Annotated in this window: 16 protein-coding genes; 8 read left to right on the top strand and 8 right to left on the bottom strand. The window is 64.8% G+C overall.

Features of this window, described 5'->3' with window-relative positions; all coding sequences use genetic code 11:
- Positions 1–133: 133 nt before the first annotated feature.
- The gene (locus C6W88_RS03710; protein ID WP_045994370.1) at positions 134–1,267 is read left to right on the top strand and encodes an AI-2E family transporter; all 1,134 of its coding nucleotides are present in this window, start codon (positions 134–136) and stop codon (positions 1,265–1,267) included.
- A 62-nt stretch (positions 1,268–1,329) separates the two neighbouring features.
- Here the strand turns inward: C6W88_RS03710 and C6W88_RS03715 are convergent, their stop codons facing one another.
- Positions 1,330–3,264, bottom strand: a complete 1,935-nt coding sequence (locus tag C6W88_RS03715) for an alkaline phosphatase D family protein (RefSeq protein ID WP_108131497.1) — start codon at positions 3,262–3,264, stop codon at positions 1,330–1,332.
- 260 nt (positions 3,265–3,524) lie between these two features.
- Between C6W88_RS03715 and C6W88_RS03720 the strand changes: the two genes are divergently transcribed.
- Positions 3,525–4,520: a cation diffusion facilitator family transporter gene (locus tag C6W88_RS03720; RefSeq protein ID WP_108131498.1), complete on the top strand. Its 996-nt coding sequence runs from the start codon at positions 3,525–3,527 to the stop codon at positions 4,518–4,520.
- Between the two features lie 102 nt (positions 4,521–4,622).
- Here C6W88_RS03720 and C6W88_RS03725 read toward each other — a convergent pair whose 3' ends face one another.
- The gene (locus tag C6W88_RS03725; protein WP_045994372.1) at positions 4,623–6,272 is read right to left on the bottom strand and encodes an FMN-binding glutamate synthase family protein; all 1,650 of its coding nucleotides are present in this window, start codon (positions 6,270–6,272) and stop codon (positions 4,623–4,625) included.
- Positions 6,273–6,673: 401 nt separating this feature from the next.
- Here C6W88_RS03725 and C6W88_RS03730 point away from each other — a divergent pair, with 401 nt between their 5' ends.
- The 4 genes from C6W88_RS03730 (at position 6,674) to C6W88_RS03745 (ending at position 11,461) form a co-directional block, all read left to right on the top strand.
- The gene (locus C6W88_RS03730; RefSeq protein WP_045994373.1) at positions 6,674–6,880 is read left to right on the top strand and encodes a cold-shock protein; all 207 of its coding nucleotides are present in this window, start codon (positions 6,674–6,676) and stop codon (positions 6,878–6,880) included.
- A 282-nt stretch (positions 6,881–7,162) separates the two neighbouring features.
- Entirely contained in the window at positions 7,163–8,932 is a 1,770-nt protein-coding gene (locus tag C6W88_RS03735; RefSeq protein WP_045994374.1) for an SLC13 family permease, read from the top strand.
- 114 nt (positions 8,933–9,046) lie between these two features.
- Positions 9,047–9,709 (top strand): alpha/beta hydrolase, encoded by a 663-nt coding sequence (locus tag C6W88_RS03740; RefSeq protein WP_108131499.1) that lies wholly within the window; start codon positions 9,047–9,049, stop codon positions 9,707–9,709.
- 186 nt (positions 9,710–9,895) lie between these two features.
- Positions 9,896–11,461, top strand: a complete 1,566-nt coding sequence (locus C6W88_RS03745; protein ID WP_181248563.1) for a sensor domain-containing diguanylate cyclase — start codon at positions 9,896–9,898, stop codon at positions 11,459–11,461.
- 127 nt (positions 11,462–11,588) lie between these two features.
- Here the strand turns inward: C6W88_RS03745 and C6W88_RS03750 are convergent, their stop codons facing one another.
- The 6 genes from C6W88_RS03750 to C6W88_RS03775 all read right to left on the bottom strand — a co-directional run bounded on the left by C6W88_RS03750 (position 11,589) and on the right by C6W88_RS03775 (position 19,812).
- A complete protein-coding gene (locus tag C6W88_RS03750) occupies positions 11,589–12,992 on the bottom strand; it encodes a PhoH family protein (protein WP_045994377.1) in 1,404 nt (467 codons plus the stop codon).
- Between the two features lie 496 nt (positions 12,993–13,488).
- Complete coding sequence (gene nirD / locus C6W88_RS03755; protein ID WP_108131501.1) at positions 13,489–13,854, bottom strand: nitrite reductase small subunit NirD; 366 nt, start codon at positions 13,852–13,854, stop codon at positions 13,489–13,491.
- Positions 13,855–13,940: 86 nt separating this feature from the next.
- Positions 13,941–16,508 (bottom strand): nitrite reductase large subunit NirB, encoded by a 2,568-nt coding sequence (gene nirB / locus C6W88_RS03760; RefSeq protein ID WP_108131502.1) that lies wholly within the window; start codon positions 16,506–16,508, stop codon positions 13,941–13,943.
- The gene (locus C6W88_RS03765; RefSeq protein ID WP_108131503.1) at positions 16,508–17,821 is read right to left on the bottom strand and encodes an NAD(P)/FAD-dependent oxidoreductase; all 1,314 of its coding nucleotides are present in this window, start codon (positions 17,819–17,821) and stop codon (positions 16,508–16,510) included. Before C6W88_RS03765 ends, nirB begins: the two co-directional genes overlap by 1 nt.
- Positions 17,822–18,121: 300 nt before the next feature.
- Positions 18,122–19,216, bottom strand: coding sequence for a CmpA/NrtA family ABC transporter substrate-binding protein (locus C6W88_RS03770; protein WP_108131504.1), 1,095 nt, complete (start codon positions 19,214–19,216; stop codon positions 18,122–18,124).
- Complete coding sequence (locus C6W88_RS03775; RefSeq protein WP_045994380.1) at positions 19,213–19,812, bottom strand: ANTAR domain-containing response regulator; 600 nt, start codon at positions 19,810–19,812, stop codon at positions 19,213–19,215. The genes C6W88_RS03770 and C6W88_RS03775 overlap by 4 nt, the downstream gene beginning before the upstream one ends.
- 711 nt (positions 19,813–20,523) lie before the next feature.
- On the opposite strand from C6W88_RS03775, the gene C6W88_RS03780 reads away from it, so the two are divergent.
- Complete coding sequence (locus tag C6W88_RS03780; RefSeq protein WP_108131505.1) at positions 20,524–23,355, top strand: nitrate reductase; 2,832 nt, start codon at positions 20,524–20,526, stop codon at positions 23,353–23,355.
- A 70-nt stretch (positions 23,356–23,425) separates the two neighbouring features.
- A complete protein-coding gene (gene cobA, locus C6W88_RS03785; RefSeq protein WP_108131506.1) occupies positions 23,426–24,283 on the top strand; it encodes a uroporphyrinogen-III C-methyltransferase in 858 nt (285 codons plus the stop codon).
- Positions 24,284–24,297: the final 14 nt, after the last annotated feature.

Here is a 24,297-nt window from a genome sequence, read left to right on the forward strand (position 1 = left end):
CGGAGTGATACACGGAACATTGGCAATGTTGCGCCATGTGTCATGATTCTTTGTGCTGAAACGATTGGCGGGGCATGATGGCGCCGATAACGCCGTCGAGCCGACGGCTGGTTAACGAGAGGAGCTACCGTCCATGGAAGATGAAGTCGAGGCGCAGGAGCGCAGGCTCCCCTTGAACCTGACGCTGGCCCTGGCTGCACTGGTGGTCATCGTCGCCGGCATGCGCGCGGGGGCAGACCTGCTGGTGCCGGTGCTGCTGTCGCTGTTCATCGCGGTGGTGTGTACCGCCCCGGTGCAGTGGCTGCACGAGCGGGGGCTGGGCTTGAGACTATCGGTATGGGTCACGCTGGTGGTGATCGGCGGCATGCTGATCCTGCTGGCGCTGTTGCTGGCCAATAGTGTCGGTACCTTTGCCGAGGCCTTGCCCGGGATCGAGGAAAAGCTCTACGAATACTACCTGCGCCTGCTCGATGGACTGGCCAGCATGGGGCTTGCCATCGACACTCAGCGGCTGGCCGGGTTTCTCGACACCCAGAAGCTTGGCGAATGGCTTCCGGCACTGCTCAGCCAGCTCGGCAATCTGATGATGCAGAGTGTCGTGGTGGCACTGCTGGTGATGTTCATGTTGTTCGAGACGCTGAACTTCCGCGACAAGATATCCCGGGCGCTAGCCAACCCCGCCCCGAGCCTCGAGCGCTTCAACGAGTTCAGCCACACCCTCAAGCGTTACCTGGCGGTCAAGACCGTGATCAGCCTGGTCACCGGGGCCCTGGTGTGGGTGGCCTGTCTGCTGGTGGGGGTCGACTTCCCGCTGCTGTGGGCGGTGCTGGCCTTTGCGCTCAACTATATCCCCAACATCGGTTCGGCCATCGCCGCGGTGCCGGCGGTGCTGCTGGTGCTGGTGTCTCCGGACGGGGGCATGGGCGATGCTCTGCTGCTGAGCCTTGCCTATCTGTCGATCAACTTCGTCATGGGCAATCTGGTCGAACCACGGGTCATGGGGCGGGCGCTGGGATTGTCCACCTTCGTCGCCTTCCTGTCGCTGGTGGTGTGGGGCTGGATCTTCGGGGTCACCGGCATGTTGCTGTCGGTGGTGCTGACGATGACGTTGAAGATCGCCCTCGACAGCCACCCCCAGACCCGCTGGATGGCCCACCTGCTGGGACCGGCCAAGGGTGGCCCGGTGGAGGACGCCAGCCGGCCACTGGCCGAGCGTGCTCGCATGAGCAAGCTGAAACGCAAGGTCGAATCGGTCCAGCGCAAGTAAACCGACCGGGCGCATAAGCCAGCGATACGGACCACTCGAACGCAAGCGAGCCAAGGACGGGGTTATGGCGCCTTCTCGGGCGGTGGGAACACCACCTCCATGCCGCGGGCGTCGAGCTGACGGATGTCCTCGGGGCTACCGTCCTCGGCCAGGGTGACCAGGCCGATGCCGGGCCCGTTCCACAGGCGTTCTCCGGCCTTGGCGCGGTCCGGGTCCCTGGGCTCCACCGCCATGGGCCGGCGCTGGGTAAACCAGTTGAGCGGCGAGCGTGGCGAGTAAAGCCAGCGATTGAGACGATCAAAGGTATCCAGCAGGGTGTCGGGAAAGCAGTTCTTGAGACCGCTGGAGGTGATCTGCCAGATCATCGGGCCCTGGTGCCGGTGACGTATACGCACGTCGTAGACGAAGGAGTAGTGCACGTCGCCGGACAGGATGACGTAGTGCCCCGGGGTCCGCGAGTGGCGGAAGATGTTGAGCATCACGCTGGCGGCGCCACGATGGGCCATCCAGTTCTCGGCATCCACCAGCAGCGGCTTGCCCGCCAGGGTGAACAATTTCTGGATGGTCTCGATCAGCTTGACCCCGAACATCGGCGCCGGAGAGACGATGACCGCCGACGGCGCGTCGATCAACTCCTGCTGAAATTCCGATAACGCCTCCCAGTCCATCAGGCCGGATGGCCGTTCGGGCTTGCGCCCGTTGCGCCAGCGTCGGGTGCGGGTATCCAGCACCACCAGACGTGGACTGCCCTCCACCTGAAATTCCCAGCCCTCGAAGCGAAAGAGGCGCTCGAGACAGGCATCCTGCTGATCCTTGTCGAGCCAGCCTTGGTTATCGTTGGCGTCGCTCAACAGCGCCTGGGCCTCGTCCAGCGGTGTCTTCAACCGCTCGGGGGCGTTGCCCCAGCCCTGACACAGCAGATAGGCCAGCAGGGCATTGCCGATGATGCGCTTGGAGAAGGGGTGGCCGTAAGCCGTGCTTTCCCACTGCGCGGTAAGGTTCCAGTCGTCGGTGACGTCGTGGTCATCGAAGATCATCAGGCTCGGCAACTGGGCCATGACGCGGGCGGCGGCAGGCAGGGTAGCGACGAAGTCGTCTATGATCCGGGCCTGGTCGTCGTAGGTCTCTCGTCGCTCTTCTTCAAGTGCAGGAGGCTGGCACTCGATGAGGCGCCACGGCGTCGGCGACCAGACCAGCAGGTACATGGCCACCATCTCGGCGAAGGTCATCAGGTGATTGGCGGCGCTGGCCGACGTGAACACCGGCTTGCGAACGCCCCCGAAGAAGCGATCCTTGAGGGCAGCCGAGCTCTTGACGTCGGGCAGCAACTCTTCGCGTCGATAGTAGCTGAAGGGGCTTGCGTAGAGCGATTGGCTGTCGTCGATGGTTGAGCCCTCGAGGGTCTCGTCGAACAGCCCCAGGCGCTCGATCAGCGCGTGTATCGCCACCAGCAAGGGGCCGGCGACGTCATCGGCGTAGATCTGGTCGCCGGTCATCAACAGCCAGGCCGGCCACTGTTCAGGACAGTCGAGACGCTGGGCGAGCCAGCTGTCCAGATGGGCCAGGCCGTCCGGGCCATCGTAGTGAGGACGACGGCAGGAGCCATGCAGCAGGCGTCGGTGGCTCGATGCCAGCACGAATGCCGGCGTCTCGTGCCCTTCATGGCACAGATGGGGCGCCAGCTCGCCGAGTGAGGTTTCGCGCTCGTCCGTCACCTTGAGGTCGTAGTCGATCCGGGTGTCCTGGGGCAGAGGCTCATCCAGCGGTGCATCGATCAGGTAGAGCAGGGCATGGCGGCCCAGTGGCACCAGCCGGTAATCGTCCTCACCAAGCGGCTGTCGGCGCGGTGACTCGCCGCTGGGTGACAGCTCGAGGGTCAAGCTGAGCGGACGGCTCGCCACCAGCCAGATGCGCAGACGTTCGGGACTCAAGCGTCGCAGGATGGGGCCGGCGAGGATGGCGGGAAGGTCGTCGGGAGACGTTCCGGTGTCGGTCATGGCGGTCCTGTGTCGGTTCGCTGTCGGTAAGCCCCGTTCCGGGGGGAGACCTCGCGCATGGCGAATACATCAAGAGTATCAACGGTAAGCGGCAAGGAGGCCAGAGCGCCGGTGTATGCCTTGCAGACTGTTCCCGAGGTGGCCGTTGAGCTGACTGGTCTGGTAGCGCTTGTCTTGACCTGGCTGCGCGAGTGGTCCGGGTCAGCACCTGGCAAATGCTAGCATCAAGGATGAGGACCTCGTCTTCCCGGGAGACTCCCATGGTTCATGAACATCGAACGACCGAAAGCGCCACAGCGGACGGCCCTGCTCACCAGCACGCTGAGCGAGACAAGCATCGGCACGATCCCCACGCCCATGACGCGCACAGCCATGGCCATGGCATCGGCCATGTGCACACCGACAGCCAGCGTCGGCTGGCCTGGGGCATCCTGCTGACCGCGTCCTTCATGGTGGCCGAGGTGATCGGAGGTGTTGTCTCCGGATCGCTGGCGCTGCTGGCCGACGCCGGCCATATGCTCACCGACAGCGCTGCCCTGGTGCTGGCCTGGTTTGCCGCACGCCTCAGCAAGCGACCTGCCGACGACGCCCGCAGTTTTGGCTATGACCGGGTGCAGATCCTCGCCGCCTTCGTCAACGGCTTGACCCTGATCGCCATCGTCGTCTGGATCTCGATCGAAGCGGTCCGCCGCCTGCTGAGTCCGGTCGAGGTGCTGGGGCCTGTCATGCTGACGGTGGCGGTGGCGGGACTGCTGGTCAACATCGTGGTCTTCGTCATTCTTCACGGCGGCGATCGCGACAATCTGAATATTCGCGGTGCTGCACTGCACGTGCTGGGCGATCTGCTCGGTTCCGTTGCGGCGATCGTTGCCTCGCTGGTGATCATGGCGACCGGATGGACGCCGATCGACCCGCTGCTGTCGGTGCTGGTGGCGCTGCTGATCCTCAGGAATGCCTGGACACTGACGCGCCAGAGTGGGCACATCCTGCTGGAAGGCGTTCCGGAATCCCTGGACATCGATGCCATGAAGCGGGCCGTCGTCGAGGCGGTACCGGCGGTATGCGACGTTCATCATGTTCACGCCTGGTCGCTGACACCCGGACGGCATCTGGTGTCGATGCACGTCGGCGTGCGCTCGGGAGAAGACCACCAGACAACTCTGGTGGCAGTGCGGGAGGTGCTGACCCAAGGGTTCGATATCGAGCATGTCACGATGCAACTGGAAGAGGTGGGGGACTGCGTCGATCATCGCTGAGCAACACCACTGCATGAAGTCAGGCAGGCGCAAGGCAAGCCGATAGGGAAGAGCGGGTGGCCGCCCCCCCCTGGAGGCAGGGAGGGCGAGGATGGCCGGCGACTAGAGAAGCTTGGTCTGTCGCAGACTGTGCAGGGCGCAGGGGGCATCGAAGCTGTTCGCATCCGCCAGATCCCAGAACTCACGATACAGCGGATGGTTCTTGGCGCCGCCCTCCAGCAACTCCTTGGGTGCCAGGCTGTCGATCAGGCTGATGTAGGGCAGCGCCTTGCCATTGGAGAGGCGCCTGATGATGTGTTCGGGGCCAAGTTCGCTGGGGTGATGCAGCCCCGCCGCCTCCAGCATCTCGCACAGGGCGAACTTGGTATTGGCGTGGAAGTTCTTCACCCGCACCGACTTGTCCTCGACGTCCAGGCGGTTGCCGCGGGCCTTGTCCTGGGTGGCGACCCCGCTGGGGCACTGGTCGTTGTGGCAGCTTTGGGCCTGGATGCAGCCCAGCGAGAACATGAAGCCACGGGCCATGTTGACCCAGTCGGCGCCCAGCGCCAGCGTACGGGCGATGTCGAAGGCGCTGATGATCTTGCCGCTGGCGCCGATGCGAATCTCGTCGCGCAGTCCGGCGCCGACCAGGGTGTTGTGGACCAGGATCAGGGCGTCGTTGAGCGGCATGCCGAGGCGGTTGATGAATTCCAGCGGTGCGGCGCCGGTGCCGCCCTGGCCACCGTCGACCACGATATAGTCGGGGCGGTCGCCGCATTCCAGCATGGCCTTGACCATGGCGAACCATTCCCAGGGATGGCCCAGGGCCAGCTTGATGCCCACCGGCTTGTCGCCGGAGAGGGTGCGCAGCTCCTGGATGAAGTGGATCATCTCGCAGGGGGTCGAGAAGGCGGAGTGCTTGGACGGCGAAAGTACGTCCTGGCCTTCGGGCACGCCGCGAGTCGAGGCTATCTCGGCGGTCACCTTGGCCCCCGGCAGGATGCCGCCATGGCCAGGCTTGGCGCCCTGGGACAGCTTGATCTCGATCATCTTCACTTCGTCACGACGGGCATTCTCCTTGAACTTGTCGCGATCGAATCCACCGTCGTCGCGACGACAGCCGAAGTAGCCGGAACCGATCTGCCACACCAGGTCGCCGCCGCGCAGGTGGTAGGGCGATATCGCCCCTTCCCCGGTGGTGTGGTAGAAGCCCCCGAGCTTGGCACCTTCGTTGAGGGCGCTGATGGCATTGGGCGACAGGGCACCGAAGCTCATGGCGGAAATATTGAGCACGCTGGCCTTGTAGGGCTTGGCGCGATGCTCGCCGACGACCACGCGGAAGTCATGATCGGTGATCTCCACCGGTGACAGCGATGGCCCCATCCACTCGTAGCCGGGGGCGTTCATGTCCCGGAGCGAGCCGAAGGGCTTCTTGTCGATGGTGCTCTTGGCCCGTCGATAGACCAGCGAGCGCTGCTCGCGGGAGAAGGGCGACTCGAAGGTGTCCGCCTCAATGAAGTACTGGCGGAACTCGGGCCCGATGGATTCCAGGAAGTAGCGAATATGCGCCAGGATCGGGTAGTTGCGACTGACCGTGCGGCGACGCTGGACGATGTCATAGGTGCCCAGCGCGGTCAGCGCGCCAAACGCCAGCACCCCCGTCAGCCACCATAGTGACGCCAGTAGCCCGAGCAGGCTGACGATCAGGCCGGCGACGGCGATGTAGTAGGCGCCGAAGCGGGTCGAGGCGTGGCGTGAAAGGTACGAGGCCATGTCGTTCTCCCTGAGTCACGGTTTTCTTGTGTTCTTTACTCATGCAAGCACATTACCTGTCACCGGCATAGAGCACGCGGCACCGGGTGACGACCAGGCACAGTGGAGCAAAAGGCGGAGGCATGGCTCGGGAGAGAGGCCGCGCTAACGGCGGCAGGCGGCCAGTCGTGAGGTGCTGCTGCAGGTGACTGCAAAGCGTCATCGTCTCGTAACCAAGTGCAAATAGTGTTTGACCTGAGCGCCAAGACGGCGCATGCTGCTCGCAGTTGGTTAGCAAGTTGAACGTCTCAGAGGTCATCGAAGCATCCTGGCGACGATGTTCCGGGGGAAGGTTTCTTGTTTTACCCACTGCAACTCGGGTATCTCCCGGTAATGTATATACGCTAGTCGAGGATTCGATCATGGCAACTGGTACCGTCAAGTGGTTCAACGACACTAAGGGCTACGGCTTCATCTCTCCGGACGACAACGGTGACGACCTGTTCGCTCACTTCTCCGAGATTCAAGCCGACGGCTTCAAGTCCCTGCAGGATGGCCAGAAGGTCTCCTTCGAGGTGACTCAGGGCAAGAAAGGCCTCCAGGCTTCCAACATCAAGGTCATCGACTAAGTCGATCGCTTGATGGCCGCTCAGGCGGCGTGATGCATCGCACTTGATGCATGGAAAAGGCTCGCTTCGGCGGGCCTTTTTGCGTTTCTGATGTGTCGTTCTGCGCCCCGGGTGGGTGCCGGTGAAGGACATCCGTAAACGAGGTGAATCTCTCGCAAAGGCGCTGTGGCATAGGGTGAAGGGTCTATATGCCTGAAAGAGATAAAAAAATAATACATTGTAACTATTTAGAATAAGGTGAGGGAGGCACAATAGGCTGATTCTCTTCAGCAAGGCCACCTCATGTCGCTGGATGCCTGGATCGCCCTTTCCGTTGCCTGTGCCGTCTTCCCGTTGATGGCGCTGACCCGCCTCGGCCCCGACATGGTGCTGATGGGGGCTCTTGTGGTGCTTCTGAGCCTTGGGGTCATCGACGCCGAGCAGGCGTTGGGCGGCTTTTCCAACAGTGGCTTGTTCACGGTCGCCTTCCTCTACATCCTGGTCGCCAGCCTGCGTGATACCGGTGGTATCGATCTGATCATTCGTCACGTGCTGGGACGCCCCTCCGGCGAACGTCACGCCTTGTCACGCCTGGTGTGGCCCGTCACCGCCGTCAGCGGGCTGCTCAACAACACGCCGGTGGTGGCCACCTTCATCCCTGCGGTGATCAGCTGGGGGCGTCGCTTCTCGATTGCCCCGCAGTTGTTGCTGATGCCGCTGAGCTTCGCTTCGATCCTCGGCGGCACCGTCACCCTGATGGGCACCAGTACCAATCTGGTGGTGCATTCGCTGATGCAGGAGCGCTTCCCGGACCTCCACCTGGGGCTGTTCGAAATCGCCTGGGTGGGCGTGCCCATGGCACTGGTTGGGGTCGTCTACCTGCTGGTAGTAACGCCTCGTCTGCTGTCCAGGCGCCCCGGCAGTGAGGAGGCCTTCGCCAACCTGCGCGAGTTCACCATCGAAATGGAAGTGGATCCGCAGGGGCCGCTGGTCGACCGCACCGTCGAAGAGGCCGGGCTGCGGCATCTTTCCGGGCTCTTCCTGGTGGAAATCGAACGCGGTGGCAATGTGGTCAGCGTGGTGGGGCCGGGTGAACGTCTCAAGGGCGGGGATCACCTGGTCTTTGCCGGCACCACTGAGGGGGCAGTGGAATTGCAGCAGATGCGCGGTCTGAGGCCATCCCGTCTGGGGGAGTCGCATCTTGAGAAGGAGTTTCGCGAGCGCCGCCTGGTGGAAGCGGTAGTCTCCGACCAGTGCCAGTTCATCGGGCAGAAGATTCGCGATGGCCATTTTCGCACGCTCTATGGCGCCGCTGTGCTGGCGGTCTGTCGTGGTGGGCGCAGGGTGGCGGGTAGCCTCGGGCAGATTCGTCTGCAACCCTCCGATGTGCTGTTGCTCGAGGCGCGCCCGGCCTTTATCGAACGTCATCGACAGTCTCAGGACTTCCTGTTGATCAGCCAGGTCAATGGTCAGGCCAGGCCCGCCTTCGACCGAGCGCTGCGCGCCTGGGCGATCCTGGCGACGGTAGTGGTGCTGGCCTCCACCGGGCTGATGAGCATGATGAACGCCGCCATGCTGGGCGCCACGGCAGCCCTGTTGAGCGGCTGTGTCAGCGTCCGCAGTGCCCGTCGCGGCATGGACACCCAGGTGTTACTGACCATCGCCGCATCCTTTGGCCTGGGCGCCGCACTGCAGACGTCCGGGGCAGCAGATGTGGTGGCCCGTGGGCTGCTGAGTGTCGTCGGCGACAGTCCCTGGGCGCTGCTGGTGGGCACCTACTGTGTGGTGGCGCTGCTGACCTCGCTGGTGACCAACAATGCCGCAGCGGTCATTACCTTCCCCATCGCCATGGCAGGGGCCGAGAGTCTCGGCGTCAATCCTTTGCCCTACGTGGTCGTGGTGATGTTTGCCGCATCGGCCAGTTTTCTCACCCCGATTGGCTATCAGACCAATCTGATGGTCATGGGCCCCGGTGGCTACCGGGTTCAGGATTACCTCAAGCTCGGCGGCCCCCTGAATCTGCTGACTGCGGTCGTGGTGCTGGTGCTGACCCCCTTTTTCTGGCCCTTCTAAAAAGCCCTGTGTGCTTCTCGGTAGCCGGGTGACTTCACCTGTTTGGCTCGTCCCCTCTGGCGCATTGCGGTAGGCTAGGAGGTTGTGCTTTGCAACATAGACTGAGATCTGCCCATGAGCGACAACGACCAGCTGGTCATCGAGCCCCGAGGCGAAGCGGACGCCTGCATGATCATTCTTCACGGCCTGGGAGCGGATGGGCGTGACTTCGAGCCGGTGGTGCCCATGCTGCCAAGGCCCGGTTACGCTCAGATCCGATTTATCCTGCCCCATGCACCGCGCCTGCCGGTCACCATCAATGGTGGCATGGTCATGCCCGCCTGGTACGACATTCTCGAGATGAGCCTGGACCGTCGGGTGGACGAGATGCAGCTGCGGCTGTCGGCCGAGCGGATCAAGGGCGTCATACAGTCCCAGATCGATGCCGGCATCGACAGCCGACGTATCCTGCTCGCCGGGTTTTCCCAGGGTGGGGCCGTTGCCTACGAGGCCGCCTTCAGCTTTGACAAGCCGCTGGGTGGTCTGCTGGCGATGTCCACCTACTTCGCCACCGCGAACTCGATCGAGCTGAACGAGGCCAATCGCGACCTGAGGGTGGAAATCCATCACGGCAGCATGGATCCGGTGGTACCCGAATCCCTGGGCCGAGCCGCCTTCGCTCGTCTGGAGGAGCTTGGCTATCACACCGTCTATCGTCAGTATCCCATGGCTCACGCGGTCTGCCCGCAGCAGATCGGGGATATCGGCGAGTGGATGAGTGAGCTGCTGGGACAGTGAGTCCTTAGGCTGCTTTGCTCAGCCTGCGAACATGAGACTTTTCATCCTGCAAAGGAAGTCTGGTTCTTCTAAGCTTTTTTCGTACAAAAAATTAAGAAAAAGCTTACGGGATGCAGGGTGATGTCTGTATGGAGGTTTTTCCGTCGCGACAAGACAAAGGCTGAGAGTGGCACACCCCCACAGACCATGACGGTCAGTGACGGGGAGTCGGGGGCCGAGGCCCTGCTGGGCGCCGCGCCGGGGTCCGCCTTGTTGCTGGACCATGAAGGAACCATCGTCTGGGCGAACGCTCGTCAGTGCAATGAACTGGGCAAGTCTCTGGCAGACATCAGGGGGCTGAGCCTGACCGATGTTCATTGCAGTACGGCAGCCGAGACACTGGAGCTGGCCCTTGCGCGTTGTCGCGAGGGAGGCGGGAGCTGGGAAGGCGTGGTGGCCTGTGACGGGGTTGGTCGTCTACGTCACCTTGGTACCAGCATCCACCCGGTGTCGTGGTGCGCTGCCCGCTGGATGCTGATGAAGCACGACGTCAGCCGGTTGCAACTGCAGGCGGCATCAGCTCAGCGACTGAGCCGCACCATTGAAAGCCGCATGGCGAGGCTCCCGGGAGTGGTGTTCCGGCTGCGCCAGTCGCCCGGGGGAGGCTTGTCGTTTGACTACCTGGGACCTGGCTTCGAATCCCAGACGGGGCTGTCTCGTCAAAGTGCCCTGGAAGACGTCGAGGTCGTGCTTTCCAGGCTGGACGAAGACGCGCGTGAGCAGTTGACGCTGGCGCTAGCCCAGTCGCTGGTCAGCCTTACACCCTGGCACCTGGACATCACCCTGGGTGATGCTCAGGAGACCGTCGCGGAAGGACAGCGCTGGTTCGAGGCCAGGGGGACGCCCCAGCGATTCGATGACGGCACCGTGGTCTGGGATGGCCTGCTGCTGGACGTGACCCAGCGCAAGCAGGCAGAGTCGCGTGTCGCCAAGCTGGTCAGCACCGATGTCCTCACCGGCGTGATGAATCGCCGAGCCTTCCTCGAGGCAGGAGCGCGGGTACTCGCCAGGTTGCGGCGCCGTGGCGAGCCAGCGGTGCTGGCGATGCTGGATCTTGACCATTTCAAGTCGCTGAACGATGCCTACGGCCACGCCGCCGGGGATATGGTGCTGAAGGCTTTCGCCGATACCTGTCGTCTAAGCCTGCGCCCCTATGACCTGCTGGCGCGTATCGGGGGCGAAGAATTTCTGGTACTGCTCGGTGACGTTCATGCCGAAGACGCCTGGGACATACTGGAGCGTCTTCGAAGCAACGTGGAAGCATCGACCTTGAAGGTCGACCGTCGTGCCCTCAAGGTAACAGTGAGCATGGGAGCCATCTGTGTCGGGCAGGACGAAAGTCTCGACATGGCCATGCGGCGTGTGGACGGAGCGCTCTACGATGCCAAGCGTGCCGGTCGCAACCAATTGAAGGGCCTCCTTCCTGAGTATGAACGCGATAACCTCGCGTTGAGCAAGGCCCTGGCATCATCCACCATCTACAAGGAGATCGAGATGGCGTTGAGCGAAGATCTGCGGATCCCCAAGCCCTGCCCGAACTGCGGCAGCTACAACATGCGAGTCCCCAGCACCAAGAATCCCGATGAAAAGGTGCACTGCGCTTCCTGCCAGACCTACGTCTGCCTTTACGCCGAAGCGGAGGAGATGATCGAGAAGACACCCAAGAGCGAGTCCGAGGAACTGATCGAGAAGGCCATGAACCGGGACAAGTGACCGGGGCAACTGGAAGTGTCAGCTCCGGGCCGAACGCCAGCGCCCCCGCCTTGCAGGCGGGGGCGCTTTGGTTTCGTTGGGGGGCACTTTCGTTTCGTTGGTGGGCGCTTTCGTTTCGCTGGGGCGCTTACAACAGCTCTTCGCCGGCCAGGGCCAGGCGCGAGCGCTCGACGCTCTTCAAGGTCACATGGCCGGCATGGGGCCAGTTCTTGAAGTTCTGAACCACTGCGGCCATGCCGCAGGTATTGGCGGTGAGGTAAGGGGTGTCGATCTGGCCGACGTTGCCCAGACAGACGATCTTGGTGTTGCGCCCCGCTCGGGTGATCAGGCTCTTCAACTGCTTTGGCGTAAAGTTCTGGGCCTCGTCGATGATCAGGAAGGTGTCGTTGAGGGTGCGTCCACGCATAAAGCCCGGCGCCCGGATCTGTACGCGTGAGCCCAGCAGTTGGCGCGTGGCGTCCTGGTTCCAGGTCGAGCTTCCGTCATGCTCGTCGCGCAGCAGGTTGTCCATGTTGTCGTGGAAGGCGCCCATCCAGGGCGACATCTTTTCCTCTTCGGTGCCGGGCAGAAAGCCGATGTCCTCGCTCATGGAGATCGGCGCTCGGGTGAACACCACCCGTTCGAAGCGCTTGGTATCGAGGGTCTGCTGGAAGGCCGCGGCCAGGGTCATGAAGGTCTTGCCGGTACCGGCACTACCGGCCACCGTGACCAGGTCCACGGCGTCGTCCATCAGCAGGTTCAGGGTGAAATTCTGCCGGCTGTCGTGGGCGTGTACCCCCCAGACGCTGGCGCCGTGGCGATAGTTGGTCAGAAGCTCCAGGGTGGCCTGGTGGGGGGCGAGTTCGCGCACGATGGCCTCGAAGCTGGCCTCGCCGTCGGCGTCGGACACCAGCATACCCAGGTGCCAGTGCTGGGGAATCTCGCCACTCAGGCGATAGATGACACGGTCATGGTCGCGCTCGACCTTGACGTCCAGCGCCATGGCGTCCCACAAGCCACGGCCGGCGTCCTCATACACAGCGACACCGTCGGTCATGGCGTCGGAGTCATCGAAGGCGCGATCGGTCAGGTAGTCCTCGACCGGCACGCCGAGGGCGGCGGCCTTGACCCGCAGGTTGATGTCCTTGGTGACCAGGATCACCGAGGCGTCGGGGCGTTCCTGACGCAGTCGGCAGGTCTCGCCGAGCAGACGATTGTCGGGGCTGTCTTCCAGGTTGTCGGGCAGGGTGAGGTCGGAGTAGCAGAGCAGTCTCAGTCGGCCATCTGGTCCGCTGACGCGGGTGATGGGAATACCTTGGCGTATCTGGTCGATGTCGACGTTGGCGGTCAGGTCAGAGAGGGTCCGGCTGACTTGCCGGGCGGTGCGGGCGATTTCGCGGATGCCATTCTTGTGCTTGTCGAGCTCCTCGAGCACGGTCATGGGGATAACCACTTCGTGCTCTTCGAACTGGTAGAGGGCGCTGGGATCATGGATCAGTACGTTGGTGTCCAGCACGTACAGTCGGGTGGCCTTCTTGTCGATGCGTACCATCGGCACAGCTCTCCTGATTGTCACCTTGGGCGTCAACATGACGCCTTGATGTCGACACTCTCAGCGCGCGATGTCAGGAATGTGACAGCCGCCAAGGTGTCGGATTGCACACGATAGGCTCCTCCTGTGGCCATGAAACGGTTCTCAACCGATTCTCAACCGGTTCTCAATCGGTTCTCAAACCCTTGGGCTGGTTGGCCGTTCCTTGCAGCTTGTCCCGCTGTGGCGCAAGACGTGCTGCCAACGGCGCTTCTTTACATTGGACCCTGTTTCGGTCCAGCGGTGCCCTTGAGTCAAGCATGGACGATGACAAAAATGCTGCAAGGGCGAAGTGTCAACGCTGCGCTATCAGGTCAATTCTTCGGTCAACCTTCCCGGTCACGACGGGCTGGACCTCTGCGATTCGGCCGCGACGGCCATATCCCCCGAGATGACGGTCAGGACCGAGCCCGCCAGCTTTCGTGCCGCACAGGCCCGGGCCGAAATGCTGCGGCGCTCAGGGTGCGATCATTACCCTGTCCTGGTCGAAGGCCACCGCCCAGATGCGCAGCGAGACGCTGTCGTCTTCCACGCAACGGCCGTCCTTGAGGCGAAAGTGCTGCTTGTACAGGGGAGAGGCCACCACTGGCTCTCCCTGGATGTCGCCGACGATGCCTCGGGCCAGCACATTGGCCTTGGCGATGGGGTCGTGGTGGTCGATGGCGAACAGTTCCTGGCTATGCCCTGGCAGGTAGAACAGCGCCACCTGGGCGGGGCCCTCGGCGCTGTCGATCCAGGCGGCGACACCGGAGAAGGGCACCAGGTCGCTGCGCTGGCACAGCGGTATCCAGTCCAGCGAACGGCTGATGGAAGAAGCGGTCATGGAAGACTCCTTGTGGTGTTGTCGGCGGCCCGTCTCGTGACGAGGTGTGGTCACGAGGGCGGAAACGGGGGTTGGCTGAGGCTTGCTCAGGCTGGGCGGAGCTGACCGCGTTCCTCGGTGACGATGATGTCCGGGTCGGGACGGCTGTCGTTGACGTAGCTGCGAAAGCGCTTGAGCTTGTCCGGATCGGCCAGGGCGCCCGCCCACTCGCACTCGTAGGTATCGATGACGTGCTGCATCTGGCGTTCGAGCTCCTCGCCGATGCCCAGACTGTCGTCGAGCACCACCGCCTTGAGGTAGTCGAGGCCTCCCTCGAGGTTTTCGCGCCACACAGAAGTCCGCTGCAGTCGATCGGCGGTGCGTACGTAGAACATCAACAGACGGTCGATGGCCTGGATCAGGGCCTGGTCATCCAGGTCGGTGGCGAACAGCTCCGCATGACGCGGACGCATGCCGCCGTTGCCGCAGACGTACAGGTTCCAGCCATGCTCGGTGGCGATGACGCCGATGTCCTTGCTCTGGGCCTCGGCGCACTCGCGGGTGCAGCCGGACACCGCAAACTTGAGCTTGTGCGGCGAGCGCAGCCCCTTGTAGCGATGCTCGAGTCGCAGCGCCATGCCGACGCTGTCCTGGACGCCGTAGCGGCACCAGCTGCTGCCGACGCAGGATTTCACCGTGCGCAGCGACTTGCCGTAGGCGTGCCCGGTCTCGAAGCCGGCGTCGATCAGTTCCTCCCAGATGGCCGGCAGGTCTTCCAGGCGCGCGCCAAACAGGTCGATGCGCTGGCCGCCGGTGATCTTGGTGTAGAGGCCGTACTTCTTGCCCACCTGGCCCAGCACGATCAGCTTGTCCGGGGTGATCTCACCGCCGGCGATACGCGGCACCACGGAAAAGGTGCCGTTCTTCTGCATGTTGGCCATGAAGGTGTCATTGGTATCCTGCAGCGGGATATGCGCCGCGTCGGTGATCGGTTCGTTGAAGCAGGAGGCCAGGATCGAGGCCACCGCCGGCTTGCAGACGTCACAGCCGAGACTCGGCGCCCCGTCGTCCAGGATGGTGCCGTGTCGGGTCATCAACTCGCTGAAGGTCTTGATACCTTCGACCCGGACGATATCGAAGAGCTGCTGGCGGGTGTGGGCGAAGTGCTCGCACAGGGAGGTGTCGACCTCCATGCCGCGGGCCGCCAGTTCATGGTCGAAGACGTTCTTGAGCAGCGCCGCACAGCCGCCGCAGCCGGTACTGGCCTTGGTCGTCCCCTTGACCGCGCCGAGATCCTCGCAGCCGGCGTCGATGGCGGCGCTGATGGCGCCCTTGGTGACGTTGTGGCACGAGCAGATGGTGGCACTGTCCGGCAGGGCGTCCGGGCCCAGCGTCGGCGCCGGTTCGCTGGAGGGCACGATCAACGAGGCGGGGTCCGCCGGCAGATCCAGGCCATTGGCGTAGTACTGCATCAGGCTGTCGTAGGCGGAGTTGTCGCCCACCAGCATGGCGCCGAGCAGGCGCTTGCCGTCACCGGAGACCACCAGCTTGCGATAGACCTGCTGGATCTGGTCGAAGTATCGGTACTGCTTGGCGCCGGGATGGCGGTTGGCGTGGGCGTCGCCGATGGCCCCCACGTCGACCCCCATCAGCTTGAGCTTGGTGCTCATGTCGGCCCCGGTGAAGGTCGAATCGCCACCGCACAGGGTGTCGGCCGCGGCCTTGGCCATCTGATAACCGGGGGCGACCAGGCCGAAGATGCTGTTGTTGTACAGCGCGACCTCACCCACCGCGAGGATGGCGGGATCGCTGGTCAGGCAGTGGTCATCGATCACCACGCCGCCACGTTCGCCGATCTCGAGCCCACACTCGCGGGCCAGCTCGTCCCGGGGGCGTATGCCGGCGGAGAACACGATCAGATCGGTCTCCAGCACCTTGTCGTCCTGAAATACCATGCGCAGACGGCTGGCTTCACCGGGGACGATCTCGCGGGTCGCTCTTTCGGTCAGCACCTGGACGCCCAGGCCCTCGATCTTTTCCTTGAGCAGTTCACCGCCTTGCTCGTCCACCTGCATCGGCATCAGACGCGGGGCAAATTCGACCACCGCGGTGTCCAGGTCGAGGCCGCGCAGGGCGTTGGCGGCCTCCAGCCCGAGCAGTCCGCCCCCCACCACCACGCCGGTATTGGCGGTGGCGGCGGCGGCGCGAATGGCGTCGAGATCGTCCAGGGTGCGGTAGACCAGGCAGCCCTCGCGATCATTGCCGGGAATCGGCGGGACGAAGGGGAAGGAACCGGTGGCCAGCACCAGACGGTCGAAGTCGAGGTAGCCAGCGTCGGTGTGAACGCGCCGTGCATCGCGATCGATGGCGGTGACCGCCTGGTGCAACTTGAGCTCGATGCCGTGCTCGGCGTAGTAGTCGGCGGTGGAGAGCGCCAGGGACTGGGCGTCGCGGCCACTGAAGTACTCTGACAGGTGCACTCGGTCGTAGGCCAGATGACGTTCCTCGCCGAATACCACGATGCGGTAGCGGCGGTGCTGATCACGTTCGACCAGCTGCTCGACCAGGTGGTGACCTACCATGCCGTTGCCTACCACGACCAGGGTGGGGCGGGTATCCGTGGCGTCGCTGTCGGGAGCATTGTGTGCGGCGAGATTGTGCTTTGTACTGGACATCAGGCGGCATCCTGTTCGGTGGTCGATGGGTCGGTGTCGGTGGTGGCGTCGTCCGCCAGCAGGGCCTCGGTATCGGCCTGGCCCAGCAGCAGCGAGTGGCGCACTCGGTCCAGTCGCTGGCCTTGCTCGGCGAGCTGGAATAACCAGGGGCCCATGCGGGTATCGCCGTAGAGCACGGCGCCCTCGAGTCGGCCGTCGCGCAGCAGCAGTCGGCGGTATTCGCCCTGGTCGCGGTAGCTGAGGACCTCATGTCCGTCCTCGGCCTCGGTGGGGCCGAAGGCGTACAGCGAGACGCCGGAAACCTTGAGCTTGGTGGCGCAGGCGCGTTCGTGGTAAGGCGCCGAGGGCTCGCCGCACAGGCGACTGGCCAGTACCTCGACCTGATGCCAGATCGGCTCCACCAGGCCGTAGGTGGTGTCCTCGAACTGGCAGCATTCGCCGAGGGCAGAAATGTCGGGGTCTGAGGTGGCCAGGGTGTCGTCGACGACGATGGCGCGATCGCAATCGAGCCCCGCATCCCTGCCCAGCTCGGCGTTGGGGGTGATGCCGGCGGCGATCACCACGCAGTTCGCCGGCAGCAGGCGCTCGTCGTCTTCCAGGCGCACACCGACCACCTGGCCGTTTTCATCGCCGACGATCTCGGCCAACCGCGCCCCGGTCTTCAGATGGATGCCGCGGCCTTCGATTTCGCTTGCCAGCATGGTGCTGGCGGTGGCGTCCAGCTGCCGGTTCATCAGGCGCGGTGAGCGTTGCAGCACGCATACCTGCATGCCTCTGGCGGCGAGGCCGGCGGCGGCCTCCAGGCCCAGCAGACCACCACCGACCACCACCGCCGCGCCGCCAGCCTTTGCTGCTTCGGCCAGGTGCGCCGCATCGTCCAGATCGCGAAAGCCCGACACGCCCGTCAGCGTGATGCCGGGGATCTGTGGCATGGCGCTGCGCGAACCCAGCGCCAGCACCAGGTGGTCGTAGGGGATCACCTCGCCGTCGTCGCACTCGACCAGGCGCCGGGTACGATCGATCCGTTCCACCCGCGCGCCCAGGCGCTGATCGACCGTGACGTCGGAGTCATGCGGCGGTGTCAGCGTCAACCCATCCTGCTCGACATCGCCGGCCAGCCAGCTCGACAGCAGAATGCGGTTGTAGGCCGCGTGCGGTTCGGCGCCGATCACGGTGATGTGTCGTGGGGCACCACTCTGGGCCGCCAGGGTCTCGATCAATCGATGCGCGGCCATGCCGTTGCCGACGATCACCAGGTGGGGAAGACGTGCGTCATCAGACCTCGTCGGGGAAGACGAGCCGGCCTGGGTCATTTCGGAACGGGACCTTGAGTCAGGCAGGTCAGAGGAACGGGGCCTGGAGTCAGAAGGACCAGTGGAATAAGGCATCGCATGGGCTCCAAAAACGCCAAAGACGTCTCTCACACCTCCGGCGTCGGAGGGTGAAGAGACGTCTTTGTCTAGTGTCGGTGCGATCGCCGTTGACCGCCGCCGGCATTCGCCGGCACTTGCTACAGGCTATCCAAGTTTCATGCCTGTTTTACGTTTTGTGCTGGTAAAACAGCCTGTTGGTGCAGGCCCTGGTGGCGGGCGTCAGCACCGGTCAGGCAGGGTTCAGGGCGTGTCGGCACCGTACTGGTGCGTGGCGGCGTCGTAATGCACAGCGCTGTAGCACTCCTCCAGGGTGGCGGTGTCGAGCTGTCGCCCGCGAGCCTCGAGCAGCGGCGACAACCGCTGGATCAGCCCCTCGAAGTCGGCCGTCAGGGGGCGCAGTCGCTCACCGATGCAGGGGTAGCCCGGGGCGGCTTCCAGCGGCAGCTCGTCGAGATGGCCTACGGCTTCATCGAGGTAGGGGGGCAGTGCCAGCCAGGCCAGGGTCTGGCGTCTGGCCTCGGGCGCCTTGTCCAGCCACAGGGCGGCGGCCTGGAGGGCGCGCAGCAGCGCGGACAGGGTATTCGGGTAGCGCCGAGCCCAGGAGGCCGTCACCCCCAGCACCTTCTCGGGATGCGCCGGCATCAGTTCCGCACCGCTGGCCACCACTCGACCCACCTGACGATGCTGGGCCAGGCTGCCCCAGGGCTCGCCGACGCAGAAGCCATCGATCTCGCCTTCGCGCAGGGCGTCCACCATGCGCGGGGGCGGCAGCGCGACCAGTTCGACCTCGCTGTCGACGTCGATGTCGCCGCGGGCCAGCCAGTCACGCAGCAACAGGTGCTGGCAGGAGTAGGGGTAGACCATGGCCAGGCGTGGCCGGGTGCCTTCTTTCAGCGAGGCCTTGAAGCGTCGGGCCAGTTCGCTGGCCGCGCCGAAGGCGCCGGGCTCCCCGTTGTCGACCGAAGCGCCGACCGCATCGGCCAGGCGGCGAGACAGCACCAGCGTATTGCCCTGGCGGCTCAGCACCGCGGCGGCCAGGGTGTCACAAGGCGCGCGGGACAGCCCCAGGCTCATGGCCAGCGGCATTGGCGCCAGCATCTGGGCGCCGTCAAGCAGGCCGGCGGCGACCTTGTCGCGCAGGGTGGACCAGGCGTTCTCGCGTGACAGGCTGACCTCGACCCCCTGGACGGCGAAGAAGCCGCCTTCCCGGGCGATGATCAACAGCGCAGCATCCAGCAGTGGCACGAATCCCAGGGTCAGGCTGGCGAGCTCGGGTGGATGCGGCGCGCCAGTTCTGGACGTGCTGGCCGCGTCAGAAGACAGCGATGGACTCATGATCCCTTCTCCAGTGGCTTGAGGATGTCGATGACGTTCTGGGCGACCTGGGCGATGCGCTGGCCGCGGTCCATGGCCAGCTTGCGCAGCATGCGGTAGGCCTGTTCCTCATCGCAGCTCTGATGCTTCATCAACAGGCCCTTGGCCTGTTCGATGCGCTTGCGGTCGGCGAGCTGGTTGCGTGCCTTGTCGAGGTCGCGGCGCATTCCCTGAAAGGCCTCGAAGCGGGCGATGGCGACATCGATGACCGCCTTGACGCGGTTGGCCGCCAGACCGTCCACCACATAGGCGCTGACGCCGGCCTTCACCGCCGCCTTGAGCGATTCAGGGTCGTGCTGGTCGGCGAAGAACACCACCGGTCGAGGGTTTTCCCGCTGCAGCAGCGCCATGCTTTCCAGGGTGTCCCGGTCAGGCGATTCCATGTCGATGATGACCACGTCGGGTTGATGCTGCTGCACCATGTCGTTGAGGCTGGCCGGGCTTGACAGTCGGCAGACCACCTGGTGTCCGTCCAGCGCAAGCGCCTCTTCGACCATGGCGGCGCGAACTATCTCGTCGTCGACCAGCAGGACCTTCAAGGTGTCGTGTTCGGGCATGGGCGTGGCTCGATGATGCTGTCGCTCGATAGAGCTCGAGTCGACGTGATGAGGGGTGCACCTTGGGTGCCTCTGCACCTGTCAGCGCAAAAGGCGTTCCATTTTCGATCTTGTCGTTTTCTGTCAGGGAGATAACCCCCTGCAAAGCCGCCGCCGAGCCCCCGCAGATATACCGGGCAGGCGCTCGCGCACCGAAAGGGTGCGTAAACGGTGGCCTCCATCGTTCGTTGTGGTGCGAGCCTGGGGTCTGTCAGACGTCTTCTCGCCACCATCGCCTGGGCAAACGTCAGAAAAAAACGTCGTGCCTTCAATTGGCTGGCACCGGCATTCCGCGCGACAAGGGGCGATTGCGGTGTTCTGGCATAGGGTTTGCTTTGATTACTGCCAAAGCTAGTGCCGTTGTTGGTGCCATGGGCATCACTCAGCCGAGCCAGATCACTAGGCCGAGCCAGGAAGGGTCCCGACGCTGGTGGCGGGTGGGCCGGTCCGACAACTCGTCCGCAACGGGCGCTAGCACACACGAAATCCAGCGCGGGATTTCATCCGGCAACGACGCCCATCTCCTCGAGCCTCGCTCGACGGGATGGGCGTTGTGCGTTTGGGCCGCAGCAAGGCCCGACCGATCAAGGCCCGGCCGCTAGCGGAGCGATGATCTGCCGATGAGATGCCGACGATATGCCAAGGCAGCAAGATGGCCGACAGGAGAGCGCGATGACCCGGACGGATAGCGACAGCACGGAGATCGACAGCGGTGCAGGCGGCGAGGCCACAGGTACCACCTGTCCCTACTGCGGGGTCGGCTGCGGCGTCGAGCTTCGTCGCGATGGCGAGGCGGTTACCCTCAGGGGGGATCGGGATCACCCGGCCAACTTCGGTCGCCTGTGCGTCAAGGGCTCGGCCCTGGCGGAGACCCTTGGCGTTCAGGGGCGCTTGACGCGACCCAGGGTGGACGGTCGCGAGACCGACTGGGACAGCGCGCTGGACGCCGTCGCCGAGCGTCTGGGAGCGATTGCCGAGGGTAGCGGCCCACAGGCCATTGCCGGCTACCTGTCCGGGCAGCTATTGACCGAGGACTACTACGTCGCCAACAAGCTGTTCAAGGGGTTTCTCGGGACACCGCACCTGGATACCAACTCGCGGCTGTGCATGGCGTCAGCGGTGGCAGCCTACAAGCGCACCCTGGGCGCCGACGCCGTCCCCTGCAACTACGAGGACCTGGAAGAGGCCGAACTGGTGGTGCTGGTGGGGTCCAATCTGGCCTGGAATCATCCGGTGCTGTATCAGCGGCTGCGTCTGGCCAAGACCCGCAATCCGCTGATGCGGGTCGTGGTCATCGATCCTCGGGTCACCGACAGCTGCGAGATCGCCGATCTGTACCTGGGGCTGCGCCCCGGCAGCGACGCTTTGCTGTTCAATGGCCTGCTGGCCTGGATGGCCCATCGCCAACGGCTCGATGAGGTCTATCTGAAGCGCCATGTGGACGGCGCCGAAGAGACGATTGCCGCCGCCCTGGACGAGGCCTCGGACATCGAGGCGGTGGCGGCGGCCTGCGATCTCGACGCCGAGCGCCTCGAGACCTTCTACTACTGGTTTGCCACCCAGCTGCACGTTGTCACGCTTTACTCCCAGGGGGTCAACCAGTCGACCAGCGGCACCGACAAGTGCCAGGCCATCCTCAACTGCCACCTGGCAGGCGGCAAGATTGGCCTGCCCGGCGCCGGCCCCTTTTCCATCACCGGCCAGCCCAACGCCATGGGCGGGCGCGAGGTCGGCGGACTGGCCAATCAGCTGGCCGCCCATATGGACTATCACACCCCGGGCGCCATCGAACGGCTGACGCGCTTCTGGTCGACCGAGGCGCTGGTGCCAAGGCTTCCCCGGGAGCCTGGCCACAAGGCGGTCGAGCTGTTTCAGGCCGTCGAGCGCGGCGACATCCAGGCGCTGTGGATCATGGCCACCAATCCCCTGGTGAGCCTGCCGGATGCCGACCGGGTGCGCCGCGCCATCGAGCGCTGTCCGCTGGTGATCGTGTCGGAGTGCATGGCCGACACCGACCTGGTGGAACTCGCCGATATCGTTCTGCCGGCCAGCGGCTGGTCGGAAAAGGACGGTACCGTCACCAACTCCGAGCGGCGTATCTCGCGCCAGCGCGGTCTCCTGCCGCCGCCGGGCGAGGCCCGCCACGACTGGTGGATCCTGTGCCGGGTGGCCGAGCGCCTGGGCTTCGGCGAGGCCTTCGCCTATGACCACCCCTGCGAGATCTTCGACGAGCATGCGCGCTTGTCGGGCCTCGACAACCAGGGACGGCGGGCCTTCGATATTTCCGGGCTGGCGGGGCTGTCCCGGGTCGAGTACGACGATCTCGCACCGATCCAGTGGCCGGTGACGGCAAGCGCACCACGAGGCACCGCGCGGCTGTTCGAAAGCGGCCGCTTCTACACCGAGAGCGGCCGGGCCCGGCTGTGGCCGGTGAGCGCCCGGGCGCCGCGCCAGGCGACTGATGCCGACTTTCCGCTGCGGCTGAATTCGGGGCGGGTGCGCGATCAGTGGCACACCATGACCCGTACCGCCAGGGCCAGCCGACTGATGAATCACCGCTCCGAGCCCTTCGTCGAGGTCCATCGGGATGACGCCGAGGCCCTGGGGCTGTGTGACCAGGGGCTCGCCAGGATCCGCTCGCGCAGCGGCGAGATGCGCGCCCGCGTCAGGGTCTCTGCCGCCCAGCGCCGTGGGGAAGTGTTCGTGCCCATCCACTGGACACCGCGCTTCAGTCACTCGCCGTTGGCGGGGAGCCTGTTCGCCCCGGACGTCGATCCGCTTTCTGGCCAGCCGGAGACCAAGCATGGCGCGGTGGCGGTCACGCCGCTGCAGCACGCCTGGGAGGCGACCCTGGTGGTTTCCCGGGCACTGGCCCAGCAGGGACCGCCCGAGGGTTCGGGCCTGGCGGCCCGGGTGGTCGAGGGGACGAACTACTGGACGCGGGTCCCGCTGGCCTCGGCGGAGCGATGGCAACTGGCCGGTGAGCCGATCGAGCCAGGGGGTGTTGAGAAAGGGAGCGTCGAGAAAGCGGGTGTCGAACGCGACTGGCTCGACTGGGCCGCACGCCAGTTGCCGGGGGAGCTGGGCCCGGTGGCCCAGGACCCGGCCAGCGGTCGCTGGCGCCTGGCGGGGTTCGAGCAAGGACGCCTGTGCTGGTGGCTGATGGTTGGCCCCGTCAGCGAACTGCCGGGGCTTGGCTGGCTGTGCGAGCGCTTCGACGAGGCCGCGCGTGGCGAGGCCATGGGGCAGCAGCATCGGCGGCGAGTGCTGGCGGCCTGTCATGACGGCGCCGCCGACCAGGGGCCGATCGTGTGTAGCTGCCATCAGGTGGGGCGTACCCCGATCCAGCGGGCGATTCGTGCCGGCGACGACAGCGTCGAGGCGCTCGGTGCGCGGCTGGCCTGTGGCACCCAGTGCGGCAGTTGTATTCCCGAATTGAAGAGTCTGGTGGAAGAGGAGAAGAGCCGTGGTCGCATCGAGCGCGCACAACCCCAGTCGGCCTAGAGACCGGCAGGGTCACCTTGCTGAAGCGGGGACGAAGCCTTGGCTGGCACGTCGTCTGGACGGGCTGTCGATGCTGCTGGGGCGACTGGCAGGGCAAAGCCAGCATTGGGCCGACCGGCTGGCTTCCCTGTCCGCTGCCAGCGGCGCTGGCCATCGGTCAGGCGGCGCTGTTGGCCGGGTCGCGCTGGTGGGGGCTGGCAGCGGTGCGGGTGAACTGCTGACGCTCAAGGCGCTGGATCGGATCGAACACGCCGACGCGGTGGTCTACGACCGCCTGGTGGGGCCCGAGGTACTGGCGATGATTCCGGCCGGCGTCGAGCGCCACTATGTCGGCAAGGCCAGGGGCCACCACAGCGTCGATCAGGCGCAGATCGGCACTCTGCTGGTGGCGCTGGCGCGCCAGGGCAAGACAGTGGTGCGCCTCAAGGGCGGCGATCCGGGCATCTTCGGGCGCCTCGGGGAAGAACTCGACGCCCTCGACGAGGCCGGCATTGCGCGTGAGATCGTGCCCGGCATCTCGGCGGCGGCCAGCGCCTGCGCCGCCATGGGGATTCCGCTGACCGACCGCGGCCACGCCCAGAGTCTTCGTCTGATCACCGCCCAGCAGTGTCGCGAGGGGGGCGAGCCGGACTGGGCATCGCTGGCCCGACGCGACGAGACCCTGGTGTTCTACATGGGGCTCAACAAGCTTGGCGCGATTACCCGTGGCCTGCGTGGTGCAGGCCTGCCACAGGACTGGCCGGTGATGCTGGTGGCCAACGCCAGTCTTCCCGAGATGTCCTCGTTGGTGGGCACCCTTGGCGATATCGATCAGCGCCTGGCGGAGAACCCCTTGCCATCCCCCTGCCTGATCATCGTCGGCGGCGTGGTGTCGCGGGTCGCCGGCAGCCGGGCGAGCGTTGCTGAACCGGCTGCCTGCCTGTCGTAGAGCGAAGACGGTGG

Source organism: Halomonas litopenaei (genome assembly GCF_003045775.1).
Classification (GTDB): Bacteria; Pseudomonadota; Gammaproteobacteria; order Pseudomonadales; family Halomonadaceae; genus Halomonas; species Halomonas litopenaei.